This is a genomic window from Marinospirillum sp. (assembly GCF_044810985.1).
Lineage (GTDB): Bacteria > Pseudomonadota > Gammaproteobacteria > Pseudomonadales > Halomonadaceae > Marinospirillum.
On sequence record NZ_CP085242.1, the window covers coordinates 167,609 to 187,762 of the forward strand.

A 20,154-nucleotide genomic window follows, 5' to 3' on the forward strand; every position below is an offset into this window, starting at 1 on the left:
CGTCTTTTTACCCCAAGGGCCGCTTCTGTACAAGCCGCATGCCCTTACTGCAATTCCCTGGCTTCGTGTTATCCTAACAGTTTAAAGCAAGACTACTTTCAGCAGCCCCGGAAACCTTCATGAGCTACCAGGTTTTGGCGCGCAAATGGCGTCCGAAGAATTTTCATCAATTGATCGGTCAGGATCATGTCAGCAAGGCCCTGATCAATGCGCTGGATACCGACCGTATCCATCATGCCTACCTGTTTACCGGCACTCGTGGGGTGGGGAAGACTACCCTGGCGCGTATTCTGGCCAAATGCCTGAATTGTGAGGAAGGCATCAGCAGCGAACCCTGCGGCGTCTGCTCCTCCTGCCAGGAAATTGATGCCGGGCGTTTTGTTGACCTGATCGAAGTGGATGCCGCCAGTCGCACCAAGGTGGAGGACACCCGTGAGCTTCTGGACAATGTGCAGTATTCACCCAGTCGGGGCCGTTTCAAGGTTTACCTGATTGACGAAGTGCACATGCTCTCCAGCCACAGTTTCAATGCGCTTCTGAAAACTCTGGAAGAACCGCCTCCGCACGTTAAATTTCTGTTGGCCACCACGGACCCGCAGAAACTGCCGATGACAGTCTTGTCCCGCTGCCTGCAGTTTCAGCTCAAGAACATGCCGCCGGAAAGGGTGGTTGAGCATCTGCAGAACATTCTTCAGCAGGAAGGAGTGGACTTTGAAGAAGCCGCGCTCTGGCTTCTGGGACGGGCTGCTGATGGCTCCATGCGTGATGCCCTGAGCCTGACTGATCAGGCCGTGGCTTTTGGTCAGGGCCAGCTGACCGCCAGTCAGGTTGCGGAAATGCTGGGCGTTCTGGATCATCGCCACGTCATGGATCTTTTGCAGGCGCTGGTGGCCCAGGATGCCGGGCGCTTGCTGCAGGTGGTGGCCGGTCTGGCGGAACAGGCCCCGGATTTTGCGGCGGTGCTGCAGGATTTATCCAGTCTACTGCACCGTTTGACTCTGGCCCAGGTGGTGCCTGAAGCCCTGCCTGCGGATACCCAGCAACGCGGGACCCTGCTGGAGCTGGCTGCCCAGGCCACAGCTGAAGAAATCCAGTTGTTTTATCAACTGGCGATTGAAGGGCGGCGCGATCTTGCCCTGGCCCCTGATCCACGTACCGGTCTGGAAATGACCCTGCTGCGTATGCTGGCCTTCCGGCCGCTGGGCATTCCCGACTTGCCGGAAACCGAATTGAGTACAGCGCCCCCAAAGTCGCCACCCCCTGAAGCAGTTGCCGCCCCTGAGCCGGCTGTTCAGGGGGAAGCCAGACCAGAACCGGCACCCTGGGAAGAAGACGTGGTGTCTGAGCCGCAGCCCGAACCTGCGTCTCAACCCGTTGCCCAGCCAACCGCTAATCCCGGTGAGCTGAATAACAATGAAGACTGGCTGGCGCTCTTCCCGGATTTACAACTGGGTGGTTATTCAGGTTCCCAGGCGCGGAATCTCTGTTTGTGGGAACGCCAGGGACAACGCTTGGTTTTTGTGGCGTTGCCTCAGGCCATTTCCATGCTGGACAGGAGTTTGAAAGAACTGCTGCAACAACGCCTGGCTGCATTTCTGGGCTTTGAACCGGAATTGGTTTTCGAGGCCCTACCAGACTTGCAGTTGGATAATTTTGCCCAGCGCCGGGAAAAATTGCGTCACGCAGAACAGCAGGCTATTTTTCAGCAACTTGATCAGCACCCCCAGGTTCAGGAGTTAAAGGCCCACTTTGGAGCCCAATTGGATGCTGACAGCGTTGTGTCCGCTGCCGGATTGCAGGAAAATAGAATTCATTAAAGACAGTTAACTCAGGAGACATAGCCATGTTTAAAGGTATGGGTGATATGGGCAATATGATGAAACAGGCCCAGGAAATGCAGGAAAAAATGCAGAAGCTGCAGGAAGAAGCCGCCAATGCCACGGCTGAAGGTCAATCCGGGGCCGGTATGGTCAAGGTCACCATGACCGGTCGCCATGATGTCCGCAAGGTGGAAATTGATCCCAGCCTGATGCAGGAAGAAAAAGAAATGCTGGAAGACCTGCTCGCCGCTGCAGTCAATGATGCGGTGCGCAAGGTGGAAACGGCCAGCCAGGAAAAAATGAAAGAACTCACTGCCGGTATTCCCTTGCCGCCCGGCTTCAAAATGCCCTTCTAAAGCCATCCTATGCAATTCAGCCCCCTGATAGAAGAAATGATCGAGGCTCTGCGCTGCTTACCCGGCGTGGGGCCCAAGAGCGCCCAGCGCATGGCCTTATATCTCTTGGAAAGAGACCGGGCCGGTGGCCGACAGCTGGCGGAAATTCTGGGCAAAGCCATGGAGCAGGTTGGGCATTGCCAGAGCTGCCGTACCCTGACCGAAGAAACGCTGTGTCGGGTCTGTTCCAGCGGCAAGCGCAACTCCTCCGTACTCTGCGTGGTGGAGACACCGGCCGACATGCTGGCTCTGGAACAAACTGGAGCCTATGACGGCCGCTACTTTGTACTTCTGGGGCACCTGTCGCCCCTGGAGGGCATCGGGCCGGATGATCTGGGTTTTGATGAGCTGCAACAAAAACTCAAGGAAGAGCCGGTGGAGGAAGTGATTCTGGCCACCAACCCCACCCTGGAAGGGGAAACCACCGCACAATATCTGGTTGAGCTTCTGGCCCCCCTGGATGTAAAAGTCACCCACCTGGCCCAGGGCATTCCCCTGGGTGGCGAATTGGAATACCTGGATGGCGGCACTTTATCCAGAGCCTTTGCCGGACGCCTGGGTTTTAACAGGACAACCTCCTAATGACCTCATTTGCAACACCCTTACCGCATATCTGGGTTGATCAGGATGATCAACTGGCTGCTCTCTGCCGGCAATGGCAGCAGCTCGACGAGCTGGCGATGGACACTGAATTCATTCGCACCGATACTTTTTTCCCTCGCCCTGCGTTGTTGCAGGTGGGTGACGGTGCAGCCTGCTATCTGCTGGATGTTCTGGCACTGCAGGATCTTGAGCCTCTGAAGAAGCTACTGGCTGAAGGCCCCTTGAAGGTTTTTCACAGCTGTTCCGAAGACCTGGAAATGCTGGCCCACTGGCTGGATGTTCTGCCTCAGCCACTGGTGGATACCCAGTTGGCTGCAGCCTTTGCCCTGCAGGATGCCGGTATGGGTTATCAACGCCTGGTGGAAGACCTTTTGGGTCTTAAGCTGGAAAAAGGTGAAACCCGTTCTGACTGGTTGCAGCGTCCTTTAACCGCTTCCCAGCAGAAATACGCAGCCCAGGATGTGGAATATCTGCTGCCGGTCTGGCATCAGCTGAAGGACAAGCTTCAACAACTCGGCTGGCTGGATGCGGTGCTGGAAGAAAGCCGCTGGCTGGTGACAGAAGCCGAGGCCCAGTCCAGTGATCAGGCCTGGCTGAGACTCAAACAGGCCTGGCAGCTGAATGCCCAACAGTTGGCTGTGTTGCAGGCCTTGTCTCTCTGGCGGGAAGAAACCGCCCGAGTGAAAGATCGCCCGCGCAGTCGTGTCGCCGCTGATGCCTTGCTTCAGGCTCTGGCCGCCCGTCAGCCTGAAGAGGTTGCTGACATCGCCCGGCTGGAAGAAGCCACGCCCGGCTGGGTAAAGCGTTATGCCCAAGAAGTTCTGGAAGTGATTGCCCAGGCCTCGCAATTGAGTGAAGAGCAGTGGCCGCAAGAACGGGTTTCTCCGATCAGTAAGGAATACAAAACCACCCGCAAGCAATTGCGCCAGGCCTTGGCTGAAGAGGCCAAGGAGCTGGAGCTGCCCCAGGAATTGTTGGCCCGACGCAAGCAGCAGGATGCCTGGTTGCAGGACTTGCTGACCGGGCAGGTGCCCGAGGTTTCCGAGCAGTGTCCAGCCTGGCGTCGTGAGCGGCTGCTGAGCGTTTTGAACAGACTGCAGGTCGACACCCCATGAGAGTGATTACGGAGATTTTTCTCAGTCCCAAAAGGGATGAAATGTACCTCTATGTCGACAAGCAGAAGGGCACCCAGGAGCTTCCTGAAGAACTGATGCACTACTTTGGCAAGCCAAAGGCAATCATGACCCTGCTGATTACGCCGACCACAAAGCTTGCCAGAGTGGATGCAAAAGACGTTTACAAGGGCCTGATCAGCAAAGGTTACTATCTGCAGATGCCGCCTGTGCGGGAAGAGTATCTGCTGGATCTTTATCGGGCACCCACGGAGTCCCGCTACTGATGCGTGATGAATTCTGGAAACTTCCCCTGGAAGACTTGAGCAACGAAGAATGGGAAGCCCTCTGTGATGGCTGTGGTCGTTGCTGCCTGCATAAACTCCAGGATGAGGAGGACGACCAGGTTTACTTCACGGATGTGGCCTGTCGGTTGCTGGATACTGATAACTGCCGCTGCAGTGACTATAATGACAGGCTGGCGCAGGTTCCTGACTGCATGTCGATTCGTGACGAAGGGGAAGAGGTGTTTCAATACCTGCCGCTTAGCTGTGCTTATCGGCTCAGACATGAAGGTGAGCCCCTGGCTTTCTGGCATCCCTTGATCAGTGGTAACCGGAAAGTCATGCACCGGGCTGGCATCAGTGTGCAGCAGCGAGTCGTCTGCGAAACCCGTCTTCACTCAGAGACGGATCTGGAAGAAAGAATCATTCATTGGGTAGAGGCCTAGCAAGCAAAGAAAAAAGATTACACCCTGTTTCTTTTCTTCTGCCGCTGACACCTCTAGTATGAACAACTTAAACTAACCTGACCTAATGCGAAAAGATTAACTCATGGACAGTCTTGTACTCCTCAGCTGGCTTGCTTATCTTTTGTGCGGCTTTTTGCTGTTGCTCGCTAGTTGGAAGTTACTCTACTGGCTTCCTTTCAGCCTGAAATGCAGTATCTTTTTAAGCCAGTTGGCTATTCTTGCCATTCCAGCGCCCGTCATAGAAACGGCGCTGGCACCGGCATTTATAGTGGTGATTCTGGATATCCTGTCAGGTGTGCCCACAAGCGTATGGGTGGAAAAAGCCCTGCCGTTATTTCTGGCGCTGATTGCTGCTTGGCCACTGGGCTTTGCCTGGGGCTGGGTAAAACGTATGAAAGAAGCCAACCAGTCAACTCAACAAGCAGCAGAAAAAAAAGAATCAGACGTTAACCCTTAACCGTAAAACAGGAACAGAGTCATGGTCGGATTTGTCATTATTTTAACCTTGGTCATGTTGATCGCCGGCGTATTTGGCGGCTTGATCAACTTCTACCTGCTCAATCAAAACAACAAGGACACCACAGGCATGTTGCGCTGTGTGGTTGTCGGTGTGGGTGCAGCCTTTCTGGTTCCCGTGGTTCTGGACCTGATTGGCAGCAGCATTATTACCCAGAGCCAGACCGATCCCGGTCAACTCTTGATTTATACCGGCCTGTGTCTGATTGCAGCCATAGCCTCACGTGTGGTGGTTACCAACAGCCTGGATCGCACCCGCCAGGCCGCAGAAGCGGCCAAAAATGATGTTGAAAACCTCTATGTACAGGTGCGCCAGTTACAGCTGACTCTGCAACCGCTGATTGAAACCGAAACTGAAATGGAAGGCACCCGCGAAGAGGAAACTGAGCTGCTGGACAGCCTGGATGTTGCCGCCACCCAGGTTCTCAAAGCCATGGGCACCGGCCGCTATATCTTCCGGACTCAGGACAGTATTCTGGGTGAGCTGGACATGCCTGAGCAGGATGTTCTCAAATCTTTGCAGGTTCTGGTGGGCAAGGGCCTGGCCGGGAAGGTGAATTCCGAATGGGGTCTGCGTTGGCACCTGAGCGAACGCGGCCGCCGCCTGGCTGAAGCCAGCGTATAAGGCCAGGGTGAAGCTCGGCTTCATTTTGGGGAAGGTAATGCCTGGAAGGAAAATAATGAAAAAAAGCTTATTGCTCTTGATTGCTTTCAGCCTGATGGTCATGGGAACTCAGGTACAAGCGGCCGGACAGGATATCCGCCTGGTTGTGGATATTTCCGGCAGTATGAACAGAACCGATCCCAACAACCTGCGCATTCCCACGGCCAACATGCTGGCTGATCTTCTGCCCGATGGCTCGGAAGCGGGCGTCTGGACGTTTGCCCGCGAAGTCAACATGCTGGTCAAGCATGGCCCGGTGAATGATACCTGGCGGGATCAGGTTCAGGAAGAAGCTGAAAAAATCAATTCGGTTGGTCTTTATACCCACATTGATCATGCGATTGAAACCGTCACCTGGGATGCTGACTGGGACGTCGACAAGGATCGCCATCTTATCCTGCTTTCAGACGGTCTGGTGGATCTTTCTCAGGCAGGCACCCAGGAAGAGCGCAGTCGTGAAAACCAGGCTTCCCGTGACCACCTGCTGCGGGAAAGGCTGCCCCAGTTGGTTGACGCAGGCTACACCCTGCACACCCTGGCTTTGTCCGATGAGGCCGATCAGGATCTGATGGCCACTCTGGCTCAACGCAGTGGTGGTCTGCATGCAATCGCCTATGAAGCGGATGATCTGATGCCGCTGTTGCTGCAGATATTGAACCGTGTCGTGGATTCTGAGCAGGTTCCACTGGAAGGCAATGAGTTCAGCATTGATCCTCTGATCAATGAATTTACCGCTCTGGTTTTTCATCAGCCGGATGCGGAAATGGTTTTGCACAGCCCCAGTGGTGAGAGTTATACCCGTGAAAGCGATCAGTCCAATTTAAACTGGCATGGCAATGCCCGCTACACCCTGGTGACGGTCAAAGAACCTGAAGCTGGAGATTGGCAGATAGAAACACCGGCCCACCCTGACAATCGCATCACGGTTGTCTCGGATCTGAAGCTGCACACCAGCAGTTTTCCGGCCACGGTTTATCGTGGCTTTCCAGACAAGGAACAAACCCTGAAAGCCTGGTTCACCGAAGAAGGTCAGAGAATTGACCGGAAGGAGTTTCTGCGCCTGCTGGAGGCTGAACTTCAGCACCATCAGGATGATCTTCTACTGACTGAAAAGAACATGCCTTTTGCCGAAGACAACCTGGATTTCCGGGCCAGTCTGACCGACTTTGATGAACTGGGTGAACAGCAGGTTACGGTTGTGATTGATGGTCACACCTTCCAGCGCCAGGTCACTCACAGTTTCAACGTTCAGGATGTGGTGGCCGCCAACCTGCAGTTGCCCGAAAACGGCGGAACACCAAAAATTGTACTGCGTGCCCAGCACCCCCAGCTTGATCCTGACCAGGTGGATTTCCAGGTTACAGCTAATGGCGAAGCCCAGCCGATTGATTATCGTGGTGATGGTGAATGGCAGGTCGATCTGGCTAACCTGGAACCGGGGCGTGAGTATCTTCTGGAGGTTGAAGCTGAAGGGGAACTCAAAGGTGAGCGCTTGAATCTTGTCCTGCCCAGCATGCGCCTGGAAGAAGGCAGCGTTAGAGCTTTGGATCGCCAACCTGAGGAACCTCAGGAAACCGAGGAATCACAGCAGACTCCTCCTGACTTTGTACCCAATATAGCGCCACAAGTGATTCCTTCACCGGTGTTGCCTACACCTTCGGCATCCCAGACAGAAGAAACAAGCGAAGAAGAACAACAGCCCGCCCAGCCCGAGGAAGAATCAGACCCGCCTGCTGATGATGAATCTGCAGATGAAGAAGGCTTGTTTGAAATGGACTTCTCACCCATCAAGAGCTGGGATGACCCGCGTATGCTCTGGGTGTATGTTGCTCTGGGGTTGGCCAATATTCTCCTGTTTACCCTGGCTTTTATTCTTTATCGCCGTTTTATCCGGCGTCGCAAGGAACGTCATGATGCCCAGGTTCATGACGACGAGGACACCCCGGAGATTGATGATCTGGAATTTGACCTGGATGATGAACTGGACCCCGGCAAATAACTTGGAGGCAGCCCGCTGAATGTGTGAACTTTTAGGCATGAGTGCCAATGTACCAACCGACATTACGTTCAGCATGGCTGGCTTTCTGCGCCGGGGTGGAGCTACGGGACCGCATCGGGACGGTTGGGGAGTGGCCTTCTATGAAAAGGAAGGCTACCGTGAATTCAAGGATCCACACCCTTCAATTGCCTCCCCGGTAGCCCGCCTGATGCTGGATTACCCGATCAAAAGCCATATTGTCATCAGTCACATTCGGCAGGCCAATGTCGGTGAAGTCAATCTCAGCAACACCCATCCTTTTTCCCGTGAACTCTGGGGAAGGCACTGGTGTTATGCGCATAACGGTCAACTGGCTGGATTTCGTAACGAACTTCCCCTGAGTCACTACCTGCCTGTGGGCTCGACCGACAGTGAATGGGCTTTTTGCTGGTTGCTGGGCGAAATTCGTCGCCAGTTTCCAGAGCCACCGGCCGACCCTCATCTTTTACAGCAACTGATCCATCAGTCCTGTGAAAAACTGCGGGGGCTGGGCGTTTTCAACCTGCTGTTTTCCGACAGTTGTTACCTTTATGCTTATTGCTCCACCAAACTGGCCCATATCACCCGCAGGGCTCCTTTTGGACCGGCGCGCTTGAAGGATACTGAGCTGGAAATTGATTTTTCGGCCTGCACAACACCCAGGGACGTGGTTAGTGTGCTGGCAACGGAACCTCTGACCACCAATGAAACCTGGCATATTATGCAGCCGGGTGAAATGGTGGTTTTTGAAGACGGAGAAGTGGTTGCAGAACGCAACAGTCACTCAACTTCCCACCCCCAATATTCATGATTCAAGAGACTGCCATGCAATTTACCGGTACTGAAAACTATGTTGCCACTGAAGAACTTCAAGTGGCTGTCAATGCAGCAAAAACCCTGCAACGTCCGCTTCTGATCAAGGGCGAGCCGGGCACGGGTAAAACCCTGCTGGCTGAAGAGGTTGCTGCTGCCCTGGATATGCCCTTGATCACCTGGCACATCAAATCCACTACCAAAGCCCAGCAGGGTCTTTATGAATACGATGCGGTTTCCCGTCTGAGAGATTCGCAGCTGGGCACGGACAAGGTGCATGACATCAGCAACTACATCGTGCCCGGTAAACTCTGGGAAGCCTTCACCAGTGAAAAGCCCTCGGTGCTGCTGATTGATGAAATCGACAAGGCGGATATTGAGTTTCCCAATGATCTGCTGTTGGAGCTGGATCGTATGGAGTTTTATGTATATGAAACCCAGGAGACGATCAAGGCCCATCAGCGACCTCTGGTGATCATTACCTCCAACAACGAAAAAGAACTGCCGGATGCTTTCCTGCGTCGCTGCTTTTTCCACTACATCCGCTTCCCTGACCCCGAAACCATGAAGCAGATCGTCGAGGTTCATTTCCCCGATGTACAGAAGAAGCTGGTGCAAAAGGCCCTGGAAGTTTTCTACGATCTGCGCGAAGTGCCCGGCATCAAGAAAAAACCCAGCACCTCGGAACTGGTGGACTGGATCAAACTGCTGATGGCTGATGACCTGGCTCGTGAAGTGCTTCTGGAAAAAGACTCCGCCAGCGCTGTACCGCCACTGGCCGGTGCCCTGGTCAAGAACGAGCAGGATGCCAGCCTTTTGGAACGCCTGGCGTTTATGATGCGGCGGCAGAATCGCTGATTACTCCGGCTTTTGGCCCGAAAAAGCTCGCTTGCGTAAGCCACCTGCTCTTCGCTGCGTTCGACTATCCCTGTCTCAAGCAGCGCGCTTCGCAGTCCCTGCTATGCTTTACGCAGGCAGCTTACCGCGATCCTTTATGAGCCTATCTCCGAGACTTGATTAACTCTTGCGCCAGGGTTGCCTGTGCAAGCGGAGCCAGGAAGGCGCAGCGCGGGAATCCAGGCCGGGATGGGCCTGGTTGACCGACAAGCAGGCTGCCCTGGAAAAGCAAGAGTGTTATTTATCTGCCCTTCAGCCTTAATTATGGTGTGTTTGTATGTTGATTGATTTTTTCCAGGAAGTGCGTGCCGCCGGTGTACCGGCAACTCCCCGTGAGTTGCTGGATCTGATCCGTGCGCTGGAGGCGGATCTGGCTTTTGCAGATGAAGAAGACTTTTATCTGCTGGCGCGCACCTGTCTGGTCAAGGATGAAAAATACTATGACCGCTTTGACCTGGCTTTTTCCAGCTACTTCAAAGGTATCGGCAGCCTGGATGATCTGCTGGAAAAAGTGATTCCCGATGACTGGCTGCGTAAAACCTTTGAAAAGTACCTGAGCGACGAAGAAAAGGAAAAAATCAAAAGCCTGGGCAGCCTGGAAAAACTCATGGAGGAGTTCAAGAATCGCCTGGAAGAACAGGAAAAACGCCATGCCGGGGGCAATAAATGGGTCGGTACAGGTGGTACTTCACCCTTTGGGCACAGCGGCTATCACCCGGAAGGCATTCGCGTTGGCGGCCAGTCGAAAAACCGCCGCGCGGTCAAGGTCTGGGAAAAGCGTGAATTTCGCAATCTGGATGATTCCCAGAGTTTGGGTAACCGCAATATTCAGGTGGCGCTCAAACGCCTGCGCCAGTTTGCCCGCACTGGGGCCAATGAAGAGCTGGACCTGGAAGGCACCATTCGGGCAACGGCCCGTAATGCCGGGCATCTCGATCTGAAAATGGTGCGCGAAAAACACAACTCGGTGAAGGTACTGCTGCTCCTTGATGTGGGTGGCTCCATGGATGACCATATTGAAATGCTGGAAGAGTTGTTCACTGCCTGTCGCAGTGAGTTCAAACACCTGGAGCATTTTTACTTCCACAATTGCCTGTATGAATCCGTCTGGAAGGATAACAAACGGCGTTTCAATGAACGCACCCCCACAGTGGATCTGCTGCACAAATACGGGCCGGATTATAAAATCATCTTTGTCGGAGATGCCTCCATGTCGCCCTATGAAGTTGCCATGCCCGGCGGCAGTGTCGAACACTTTAATGAAGAACCAGGCCAGGCCTGGATCAAGCGGGTGACCGACACCTGGGACAAGGTGGTCTGGCTGAACCCCGTGCCTCGCAAATACTGGGAATACACCCAGTCCATTGGCATGCTGCGCCAACTGTTGGGTGATCGTATGTACCCCCTGACTCTGGAAGGCCTGGATGCTGCCATGCGCGAGTTGGTCAAGTGACGCGCTTGCTGGATCACCTCCCCGAAAACACTCAGGGTCGCGACTTTTTGATTGGTGACCTGCATGGTTACCATCAGGTGCTGATGCAGGCGCTGGATGAAGTTGTTTTTGATTTCGGCACAGATCGTCTGATCTCGGTTGGGGATCTTATTGACCGCGGGCCGGATTCAGAAGCCTGCCTGAAATTGCTGGAAGAACCCTGGTTTTTTGGTGTGCAGGGTAACCATGAACGCTTTTTGCTGTGCAGTGTGGCGGGTGATGAAGCCCTGAGGCGAACCTGGATGCTCAACGGTGGCCGCTGGAGTTCCCACTATTCTGATGCAGAGCTGCAACAGATGGCTGACTTGATTGATGAAAAAATGCCGCTGGCTCTGGAGTTAACCGTTCAAGACAAACGCCTCGGCATTATTCATGCTGAGGTGCCGGAAGACAACTGGCAGAAACTGCAAAGCTGGACGGGTGAGATCAGCAGTGAGTTGGTGGACATACTGACCACCCGCCGTCAGCGCATTCGCAATCAGCTGCAGTTCCCTGTACAGAATATAGATGCTGTGGCCTGTGGTCATACCCTGGTTGAAACCCCTCTGCGCCTGGGCAATGTCCACTGCCTGGAAACGGGTATCTGCGCACCGCATCTGGGCGGTTATCTGACACTTATTGAAGCGCGTGACCTTCTGCTTCCCTGATGGGTTTGAGGGCCAGCAGGATGGCCAGGAGTACAAACACCAGCATTCCCATCAGCAGAAGGCTAAAACTGACATTCCAGTCGAGTAGAAAGCCCAGCAGAGCCGGTGCGATAGCGGTGGAGAAAACCATACAGGCGGATTTCACCGAGCGGACACGACCCAGATGCTGGCTGCCCCAAAGTTTGACCAGCAGACTATCAAGGATGGGGCCCTGCATACCCATGGCAAAACCAGCCCCCAGCATGAGCAGCCAGATTCCCCAGTTGCCCTGCAACAGAAAAGCCGCAGCCAATCCCAGAATGAAAGGGATCAGATACACGCGGGCCAGTCGGGCCACACCCAGTTGATCGACCCAACGGCCCCCAAGCAGGGCGCCGGGCAGGCGAGCCACCCCCATACCGGTTAAAGCCAGAGCATAGGTTGCCAGAGTGGCATTCAAGTGACTGGTCATTTGTGCCTGATAGAGAAAAATACCGGTCATGTTGATGGGCAAAGCCAACAAAAGAGGCAGCAACAGCCAGAAACGCATTTCCCGCAAAGGGTTGGGTCCACGGGGTTTTTCTCCCTTGGCTGGTGCTTGTTGCGGAGCCTGGGGCCAGGGTGCCTGCAGGTAGGCCCAGCCCCAGAAAAACAGGAAAACAGCCAGCAGCAACCACCAGAGTTGTTGCCAGCCCAGCCAGACCAACAGCAGGGCAACGACCGGTGGAAGAAGAATTTCACCCAACGGCATCCCCAGGCTGACCAGACCCAGAGCACGACCACGGTTGTAGGTGAACTCGCGGCCTGCCAGAGTGCTGCCCAGATGAGTCATCAAGCCTTGACCGCAGAGGCGTACCAACCCTAGGCCTGCCAGGGCAGCCCACCACCAGGGTGCCGAGGTCAGCAAAACCACGCCCAGGGTCAGACCCAGTAGTACCAGCAGGGCATAACGCCGGGGAGCCACCCAGTCGATGCTGGGGCCGAGGCGCAATACCAGAAAACCACTGACTAAAGTGACGGCGGCATAAATACTGCCAAATTGACCGGCTGAAAGGTCGAGCTGCTCACTCAGTGGCTCCTGGAATAAGCCGATAAAAAAGCTCTGACCCAGATTGCCGGTGAAGATGGCCAGGAAAGCCAGGGACAGAAAGCCGGAATGCCCGCGAATCAGCGCCAGATAACTGGAGTTTGGAGAAGGACTCATTGAATTCTTGCCTGATTAAAACCAAAAAACCCCTGAATCAGAGTCAGGGGTCGGGAGCTGCCGGGTGGTCTCTTCAGCCTATCTTGATTTCAGGTAACTGAGGGGCTTCCAGCTCGGCCTTTTCAGTAGGGGCAATCACCTTGGCAGTACCTGTGACTACTTTTTCACCCTTCTGATTGGTGACCAGGCAGTCGATAATCACAATCTTCTTGGCATCCTGCTTTTCCTTGACGGTCAGAGTCACGGTAAGGGTGTCTTCAAGTTTGACCGGGCGACGGAAGCTGAGATCCTGACCCAGGTAGATGGTGCCGGGGCCGGGCAGGGTGGTCGCCAGAGCCGCTGAAATCAGGGAGCCAGACCACATGCCGTGGGCAATGCGCTCACCGAACATGCTGGTTTTGGCAAACTCGGCATCCAGATGAACCGGATTGACATCACCGGAAACGGCTGCAAAAAGCACCAGTTCTCTTTCAGTCAGGGTTTTTTCAAAGGTGGCTGAATCACCTTCCTTGAGGGTATCGTAAGGTCTGTTGACCAGTTTGCTCATGGTATTTTCCTTCAGTTTTTTGGTGGAAACCTCTTGGCAGAGGATGGTAACTCTTGGCATGATTGAAAGCCAGTCGAGCGCTTGCTAGGTTTCTAAGGTTGATTTAGCAATACGACAAGAGTCTTATTTTTCTGCACTGCAGCATAAGGCTAAATAAGCAGCATGTAAATTTATTACAAAAATATCAGCTCACTTACCGGAAACGAGAGGCTACTTTTATGCAGCACACCAATATTTATGACATGGGTCTGGATCGCAATGCCGCCAACTTTGCCGCCTTGACTCCTATCTCTTATTTGCAGCGGGCAGCTTTCGTTTATCCTGATCGTGTTGCACAAATTCACCATGACAAAACCAAAACCTGGGATGAAACCTACCGCCGCTGTGTGCGTCTGGCTTCTGCCTTGAACAAGTCAGGCCTTGGCGAAGGGGATACCGTTTCCTTTATTTCCCCGAATATCTATGCCCTGTTTGAAGCGCATTTTGGGGTGCCCATGTCGGGTGCGGTGCTGAATGCCATCAATACCCGTCTGGATGCCGAAACCATTTCTTTTATTCTGCAGCACGCCGAGACCAAGATTCTGTTTGTCGATCGCGAGTTCTCCGAAGTGGCCTCGCGTGCCGTTAAAATGCTGGGTGCCCAGCGCCCCAGGGTCATTGATATTGATGATCCTTATTTTGAAGGTGGTGAGTTGATTGGGGAGATGGATTACGAAGCCTTCCTGTCCACCGGTGATGAAGACTACGACTACCCGATGCCCAGTGATGAGTGGGATGCCATTACCCTGAATTACACTTCCGGCACCACGGGCAACCCCAAGGGCGTGGTTTATCATCATCGGGGTGCTTATCTGAATGCAGTCTCCAATGCCGTGTCCTGGAACATGGGTGAGCATCCTGTTTACCTCTGGACTCTGCCGATGTTCCACTGCAATGGTTGGTGTTTTCCCTGGACTCTGGCGGCCACCGTGGGCACTAGTGTCAGTCTGCGCCATGTGCGTGCGGATGCGATTTATGACTCGATCAAGGAGCATCAGGTCAATTATTTCTGTGGTGCACCCATTGTTCTGAATATGCTCAACAATGCTGATGAAGAACTGAAAGCAGGCATCAATCACCAGGTGAAGGTGATGACAGCTGGTGCCGCGCCTCCTGCCTCCGTGATTGAAGGCATGGAAAACATGGGCTTCAGTGTCACCCATGTTTACGGCCTGACCGAAACCTATGGGCCCTGTGTGGTCTGTGCCTGGCATGAAGAGTGGGATGAAAAACCGGCCTCTGAACGTGCACGCCTGAAAGCACGCCAGGGCGTCAAGTCACCCATGCAGGAAGGCTTGATGATTGCTGATCCGGAAACGCTGGAGCCGGTTCCTCAGGATGGCAAAACCATGGGGGAAATCTTCATGCGCGGGAACCTGGTGATGAAGGGTTACCTGAAAAACCCCAGGGCCACCGAAGAATCCTTTGAGGGGGGCTGGTTCCACTCCGGTGATCTGGCCGTCTGGCACCCGGATGGTTACGTGGAAATCAAGGATCGCTCCAAGGATGTCATTATTTCCGGGGGTGAAAATATCTCCTCGATTGAAGTGGAAGATGTGCTTTATCGCCACCCTTCGGTTTCCGAAGCCGCGGTTGTGGCCCGTCCCGATGAAAAGTGGGGGGAGACGCCCTGTGCCTTCGTTAATCTCAAGCCCGGTGCTGAAGTGACGGAAGAGGAAATCATAGCTTTTTGCCGTGACAACATGGCGAAATTCAAGGTTCCCAAGACTGTGGTTTTTGGTGAGCTGCCCAAGACCTCCACGGGCAAGATCCAGAAGTTTGTTCTGCGGGATCAGGTGAAAGCCCTGTAAATCCAGGAAGTTGAGTGTTTCCAGCCAGTCCGCCAGCTTGGTAGGGCTGGCTTTTTTTTGGCTGGCCCTTTATAGTAATACAAACGTTTGAATTGGTGTCTTAGGCAGGAGTTTCCTATACTCCAGCCAGGACACACTTGCTACCAATAACAACAAGCTGGCGAGGGCTGATATGACTGAGATTGACCTGGGGCGCTTTGACTCCATCCTGCAGGTGTTTGATGAATCCTGTAAACGCTTTGCTGACAAGCCTGCATTCACTTGCATGGGTCAGATGATTACCTACGGCATGCTGGAAGAAAAAAGCCGCCACTTCGCCGCTTACCTGCAGAATGAGACGGATTTGAAAGCGGGTGATCGCATCGCCATCCAACTGCCCAACACCCTGATGTTTCCTGTGGCCGTGTTCGGTGCCCTGCGGGCCGGACTGGTGGTGGTGAATACCAACCCTCTTTATTCCGAAAGAGAGATGGAACACCAGTTCAATGACTCGGGCGCTCGTGCCATCGTGGTTCTGGCCAATATGGCCCACAGTGTGGAAAGGGTTTTACCTCACACGCATCTCAAGCATATTTTTGTCACTGAGCTGGGTGATTTGCATCAAGGTTTCAAGCGGGTGTTGATCAATTCGGTGGTCAAGTATGTCAAGAAGATGGTGCCCAGCTACCATTTGCCGCATGCCATTCCCTTCCGCAAGGCTTTGCATCAGGGGCGCAAGGGTCACTGGTTACCACCCAAACCAACTCTGGATGATCTGGCGGTTCTGCAATACACCGGCGGCACCACAGGCGTTGCCAAGGGTGCCATGCTCACGCATCGCAATCTGGTGGCCAATATGCTCCAGGCCAAAGCAGTCATCAATCAGGCTCTGGATGAAGGCGGGGAAACCGTGGTGGCCCCTCTGCCCATGTACCACATCTACACCTTCACCGTGAACTGCATGGTGATGATGGAGCTGGGTAACAACTCTCTATTGATTACCAATCCACGTGATCTGCCTGCTTTTGTCAAGGAGCTGCAAAAAAATGAATTCACCGCTTTTGTGGGGCTGAACACTCTCTTCACCGCCCTGTGCAACCGTGATGACTTCAAAGCCCTGGATTTCAGCAAGCTCAAGCTGACCATCTCCGGTGGTATGGCCCTCACCCAGGCAGCAGCCAAACGCTGGAAGGAAGTGACCGGTTGTGACATTGCCGAGGGCTATGGTCTGACGGAAACCTCACCGGTTGCCACCTTTAATTTACCCAAAGCCATCCAGCTGGGCAGCATTGGTCAACCGGTGCCCAGTACGGAAATCAAGGTGATTGATGATGAGGGCCGAGACTTGCCCCAGGGTGAAGCGGGTGAGCTGTGCGTGCGCGGCCCCCAGGTGATGAAAGGCTACTGGCAGCGTCCTGAAGAAACGGCCCAGTGCATTGATTCCGAGGGTTGGTTTCGTACCGGCGATGTGGCGGTGATCCAGGAAGATGGCTACGCTCGTATTGTCGACCGCAAAAAAGACATGATTAATGTCTCGGGTTTTAATGTTTATCCCAATGAAGTGGAAGATGAAATCGCGTCCCACCCGGATGTATTGGAAGTGGCTGCTATAGGTGTTGAGGATGAAAAGAGTGGCGAGGCAGTGAAAGCCTTTATTGTTTCGCGCAACCCTGATTTGACGGCCAAAGAAATCCGCGAGTGGTGTAAAGAACGCCTGACGGGTTATAAGCTGCCAAAGTTTATTGAATTCCGTGATGAACTGCCCAAAACCAACGTCGGTAAGGTGTTGCGTCGACAGCTTCGCGACGAGGTTCATTCAACCTCTAAGTGAGCTGCATAGCAGTTTTTTCCTCTTTGATTTACCCCGGCCAGTCAGGTGCGGGGTTTTTTTTGCTTCCTACTCACATAAAGAAGGGGTGGGCTTTAATCAAACAAGCATTTAATATGAAATAAAACCGATTGCCAGAGTGTAAAAAATGCGCCTTTTAGGTTATGGACTAACGACACGTGTTGCCTTGCTTACATTGGTGTTGGCCTTAGTGGTTCTAGCAGTGATCAGTCTGGCCTTATTATCCTTCAGTCAGTATAAAAAAACACTGGATGACGTAGCCCAGCATCAGGTTCATGCCCTGATGTCAGCAACCCGTCTGGTTCAGCAAGCTGAAGGTATGGTTAATGCCAGTGCCTTCTTGTTGCTGGCAGACAATCATTTTAAACGCCGTCAGGCTGTTTTTGAAATTGAAGACCGCAAAGAGTGGATAGAGAGCCTGATTGCCGATTTTTCAGCCTACCGCGGCATCCAAGTGGATTTCAGTCAGGTTGGGCAGCTTAATCAGGCACTTTTCAGCAACCTCAACAGAATAAATACGCTTGTCAGTCAGCGTATTGATCGGCGGGTGGATGTTTATTTTCAGGAAGGCGTAACGCGGGAAGACGTCCGGCAGCTGGAGCTGATTAATGCTGAAATCGGGGAAATGATTCGCGCTAATCATGAGCTGTCTCAGGATTTAACCGTCACTGTCGGTCAACAGGTCAGTCACATTCGCGAAGAGATTTTGTCAGAAGTGAAAGCTATTCACCAGGATATGGCAACCCGAGAAATCTGGTTGCTCTATGCTGGCGGCTTGGCTTTTCTGGTTGTACTGCTGATCGCTTTTTATATCAATCGTTCGGTAGTCGGGCGTATTATCCAACTGCAAAAAGCTTTGAGCTTGGATCGTCCCAAACCCCAGGATATTCCCGTGACAGGCAAGGATGAAATTGCCTGGATGGCCCAATCTGTTCATCGCTATGTCGATAAAATTAATGCTCATGAAAGACAAATTCTGGAAATTAATGCTGAACTGTCATTTTTGGCAACCCATGATGCCCTGACCAAGCTGTATAACCGTCATTATTTTGATCGCAAGATTAATGAGATGAGCAGAGGGTCTGAAAATGGCTTCTTTTGTGCGGCCATGATTGATATCGACTGGTTCAAGTCAGTTAATGACCGCTATGGGCATGATGTTGGTGATCAGGTAATTATTAAGTTGGCCGGACACCTGCAGACAGAGTTGCCGAAAAGTGCCTTGCTGGCTCGTGTTGGAGGTGAAGAGTTTGCCGTGATTTTTCAGCAAATGCCTTTGGATGAAACAGCCGCTCTGTTGGAAAAGCTGCGTATCAACCTGGCTGAACAGCCGCTGGAAGTCGAAGAATTAGTCATTTCCGTTACCGCCAGCTTAGGGTTAGCAGGATATTGTGAGGATGGTGACTTGATTGCCTGCCTGAAGGAGGCTGATCAAGCACTTTATCAGGCAAAACGTCGGGGTCGTAACCAATTGGTTGTTCGTCGAGTGGAAAAAAACCATGCTAAAAAATAACTACAAAACAGGGCACTGGTTGTTGGCCCTGTTGTTGCTTTTACCCCTGCCCCTGTTGGGTGGCAAAGAAGATGTTCGAATTGAGTTGCACCTGGAGCCTCCGCACCTGGATCCGACCCAAACACCGGCAGCTACTGTCGCTGAAGCAACCTACCATAATATTTTCCAGGGACTGACCCGCATCAACCGTAAGGGGGAAGTTGAGCCTCTTTTGGCACAAACCTGGAAAATTTCTGAAGATGGCCTGAGATACGACTTCTATCTCCAACCAGGGGTGGTTTTTCACAATCAGCAGCCTTTTACTGCTGAAGTGGCTGCTTTTAGTCTGACGCGGCTTTTGAACCCTGAGGCAGGTAACCCCCAACGTAACCTTTATTCGAGTATTCGTGAGATTAATCCGCGGGGAAGTCATCGCCTGGAGTTGGTTCTAAACCGCCCTGACAGCCTGCTGCTTTTTCGCCTGGGTCTGTCAGCAGCGGTGATGGTCGAACCCTCAAGTGCTGCAACCAACAAGCAGCATCCTGTTGGTACTGGGCCTTACGAGTTTGTTTCTTGGCGGGTCGGTCAGTCTTTGGAACTCCAGGCCTTCCCCAATTACTGGCATGATCAACCCGAAATTCGCCGGGCCAGCCTTACTTTTACCAGTAATCGTATTGAACTCGAAGCCAGTCTGACAGATGGTGAAGTGGATTTTTATCCCAATATCAGTCCTATGGCTTCGGTCAAACGTCTGGCAGATAGAGGGGACTACCAGATCAATGACGGGGTCACCGAAGGGCAAACTCTGTTGGTGTTCAATCATGCCCACCCGGCTCTGGCTGACCTGCGGGTGCGCAGAGCCATCAATCATGCGGTGGATAAGCGCCGCCTGCTGGATATCTTTCCCAAGGCTTCTCCGGCGCTGATTGGCAGTCATTTTTCACCGCTGCATCCAGCCTATGTGGACCTGGTGGATTTTTACCCCCACAACCCTGACAAAGCCAGGAAGCTGCTGGAAGAAGCGGGTTATGCCCAGGGTTTAAAGCTGCGCTTCAAGGTGCCGCCACCACTTTATGCTCAGCAACTCAGCCTCTATCTGGTGGATGATCTGGAAAAGGTAGGTATTCAAGTTGATTTGGAGCGTATCAGTTGGACCGAGTGGTTGCAGCAGGTCTTTCGTGAAAGTAATTATGATCTGACCGTCATCGCTCATGTTGAGCCACTGGATATGGATATCTATGCGCGCGATGATTACTACTTCAACTTCAAGAGTGAAGCCTTCCAGAAGTTGTGGCGACAGATCGAAACCACTCAGGATGAAGCCTTACGCAACCAGCTGTTTGTTCAGGCTCAGAAGTATCTGGCCGAGCAGGCTGCCCAGGTCTATTTGCACATCAAACCTCAGCAATCGATCCGCAAAGTAGGGCTGGAGGGATTCTGGGAGAATGCACCCATCCCGGCAGTGGTGATTTCGGAGCTTTATTGGGATAACTAGACTCAGGTTTTTGGTCGCTGAGACAATTGCTT

19 protein-coding genes are annotated in these 20,154 nt (G+C 53.1%); 17 read left to right on the forward strand and 2 right to left on the reverse strand.

What is annotated here, in order from left to right; translation table 11 throughout:
• Nucleotides 1-119: 119 nt before the first annotated feature.
• The 13 genes from dnaX (at nt 120) to LG323_RS00900 (ending at nt 11,727) form a co-directional block, all read left to right on the forward strand.
• On the forward strand, nt 120-1,817 hold the full coding sequence (dnaX, locus tag LG323_RS00840; protein WP_404418209.1) for a DNA polymerase III subunit gamma/tau: 1,698 nt from the start codon (nt 120-122) through the stop codon (nt 1,815-1,817).
• Nucleotides 1,818-1,843: 26 nt separating this feature from the next.
• Nucleotides 1,844-2,176: a YbaB/EbfC family nucleoid-associated protein gene (locus LG323_RS00845; protein ID WP_310695608.1), complete on the forward strand. Its 333-nt coding sequence runs from the start codon at nt 1,844-1,846 to the stop codon at nt 2,174-2,176.
• A gap of 9 nt (nt 2,177-2,185) precedes the next feature.
• Nucleotides 2,186-2,797, forward strand: a complete 612-nt coding sequence (recR, locus tag LG323_RS00850) for a recombination mediator RecR (protein WP_310695607.1) — start codon at nt 2,186-2,188, stop codon at nt 2,795-2,797.
• Entirely contained in the window at nt 2,797-3,933 is a 1,137-nt protein-coding gene (rnd, locus tag LG323_RS00855) for a ribonuclease D (protein WP_404418211.1), read from the forward strand. The genes recR and rnd overlap by 1 nt, the downstream gene beginning before the upstream one ends.
• Complete coding sequence (locus LG323_RS00860) at nt 3,930-4,217, forward strand: YcgL domain-containing protein (RefSeq protein ID WP_404418213.1); 288 nt, start codon at nt 3,930-3,932, stop codon at nt 4,215-4,217. Before rnd ends, LG323_RS00860 begins: the two co-directional genes overlap by 4 nt.
• Nucleotides 4,217-4,660, forward strand: a complete 444-nt coding sequence (locus tag LG323_RS00865; protein ID WP_404418215.1) for a YcgN family cysteine cluster protein — start codon at nt 4,217-4,219, stop codon at nt 4,658-4,660. Before LG323_RS00860 ends, LG323_RS00865 begins: the two co-directional genes overlap by 1 nt.
• A 103-nt stretch (nt 4,661-4,763) precedes the next feature.
• Nucleotides 4,764-5,138 carry a hypothetical protein gene (locus tag LG323_RS00870; RefSeq protein ID WP_404418217.1) on the forward strand — a complete coding sequence of 125 codons (375 nt, stop codon included), beginning with the start codon at nt 4,764-4,766 and terminating at the stop codon, nt 5,136-5,138.
• Between the two features lie 21 nt (nt 5,139-5,159).
• Nucleotides 5,160-5,822, forward strand: coding sequence for a YEATS-associated helix-containing protein (locus LG323_RS00875; protein ID WP_404418219.1), 663 nt, complete (start codon nt 5,160-5,162; stop codon nt 5,820-5,822).
• Nucleotides 5,823-5,877: 55 nt separating this feature from the next.
• The gene (locus LG323_RS00880; RefSeq protein ID WP_404418221.1) at nt 5,878-7,860 is read left to right on the forward strand and encodes a hypothetical protein; all 1,983 of its coding nucleotides are present in this window, start codon (nt 5,878-5,880) and stop codon (nt 7,858-7,860) included.
• A gap of 19 nt (nt 7,861-7,879) precedes the next feature.
• Nucleotides 7,880-8,689, forward strand: a complete 810-nt coding sequence (locus LG323_RS00885) for a class II glutamine amidotransferase (RefSeq protein WP_404418223.1) — start codon at nt 7,880-7,882, stop codon at nt 8,687-8,689.
• 14 nt (nt 8,690-8,703) lie between these two features.
• On the forward strand, nt 8,704-9,549 hold the full coding sequence (locus LG323_RS00890; protein ID WP_310695599.1) for a MoxR family ATPase: 846 nt from the start codon (nt 8,704-8,706) through the stop codon (nt 9,547-9,549).
• A gap of 316 nt (nt 9,550-9,865) precedes the next feature.
• The gene (locus LG323_RS00895; protein ID WP_310695598.1) at nt 9,866-11,041 is read left to right on the forward strand and encodes a VWA domain-containing protein; all 1,176 of its coding nucleotides are present in this window, start codon (nt 9,866-9,868) and stop codon (nt 11,039-11,041) included.
• Nucleotides 11,042-11,046: 5 nt separating this feature from the next.
• Nucleotides 11,047-11,727: a metallophosphoesterase gene (locus tag LG323_RS00900; protein ID WP_404418226.1), complete on the forward strand. Its 681-nt coding sequence runs from the start codon at nt 11,047-11,049 to the stop codon at nt 11,725-11,727.
• Here the strand turns inward: LG323_RS00900 and LG323_RS00905 are convergent.
• Both LG323_RS00905 and LG323_RS00910 read right to left on the reverse strand, forming a co-directional pair.
• Nucleotides 11,696-12,910: an MFS transporter gene (locus tag LG323_RS00905; protein WP_404418228.1), complete on the reverse strand. Its 1,215-nt coding sequence runs from the start codon at nt 12,908-12,910 to the stop codon at nt 11,696-11,698. The two genes, LG323_RS00900 and LG323_RS00905, sit on opposite strands and share 32 nt — an antisense overlap.
• Before the next feature lie 73 nt (nt 12,911-12,983).
• Nucleotides 12,984-13,457 carry a MaoC/PaaZ C-terminal domain-containing protein gene (locus tag LG323_RS00910; protein WP_404418230.1) on the reverse strand — a complete coding sequence of 158 codons (474 nt, stop codon included), beginning with the start codon at nt 13,455-13,457 and terminating at the stop codon, nt 12,984-12,986.
• Nucleotides 13,458-13,675: 218 nt separating this feature from the next.
• On the opposite strand from LG323_RS00910, the gene LG323_RS00915 reads away from it, so the two are divergent.
• From LG323_RS00915 to LG323_RS00930, 4 genes are all read left to right on the forward strand, one after another.
• The gene (locus tag LG323_RS00915; RefSeq protein WP_404418232.1) at nt 13,676-15,307 is read left to right on the forward strand and encodes an acyl-CoA synthetase; all 1,632 of its coding nucleotides are present in this window, start codon (nt 13,676-13,678) and stop codon (nt 15,305-15,307) included.
• A 157-nt stretch (nt 15,308-15,464) separates the two neighbouring features.
• Nucleotides 15,465-17,117, forward strand: a complete 1,653-nt coding sequence (locus tag LG323_RS00920; RefSeq protein WP_404420095.1) for an AMP-binding protein — start codon at nt 15,465-15,467, stop codon at nt 17,115-17,117.
• 208 nt (nt 17,118-17,325) lie between these two features.
• Nucleotides 17,326-18,648, forward strand: coding sequence for a diguanylate cyclase (locus tag LG323_RS00925; RefSeq protein ID WP_404418234.1), 1,323 nt, complete (start codon nt 17,326-17,328; stop codon nt 18,646-18,648).
• The gene (locus LG323_RS00930) at nt 18,635-20,122 is read left to right on the forward strand and encodes an ABC transporter substrate-binding protein (protein ID WP_404418236.1); all 1,488 of its coding nucleotides are present in this window, start codon (nt 18,635-18,637) and stop codon (nt 20,120-20,122) included. Before LG323_RS00925 ends, LG323_RS00930 begins: the two co-directional genes overlap by 14 nt.
• The last annotated feature ends 32 nt before the right edge of the window (nt 20,123-20,154 follow it).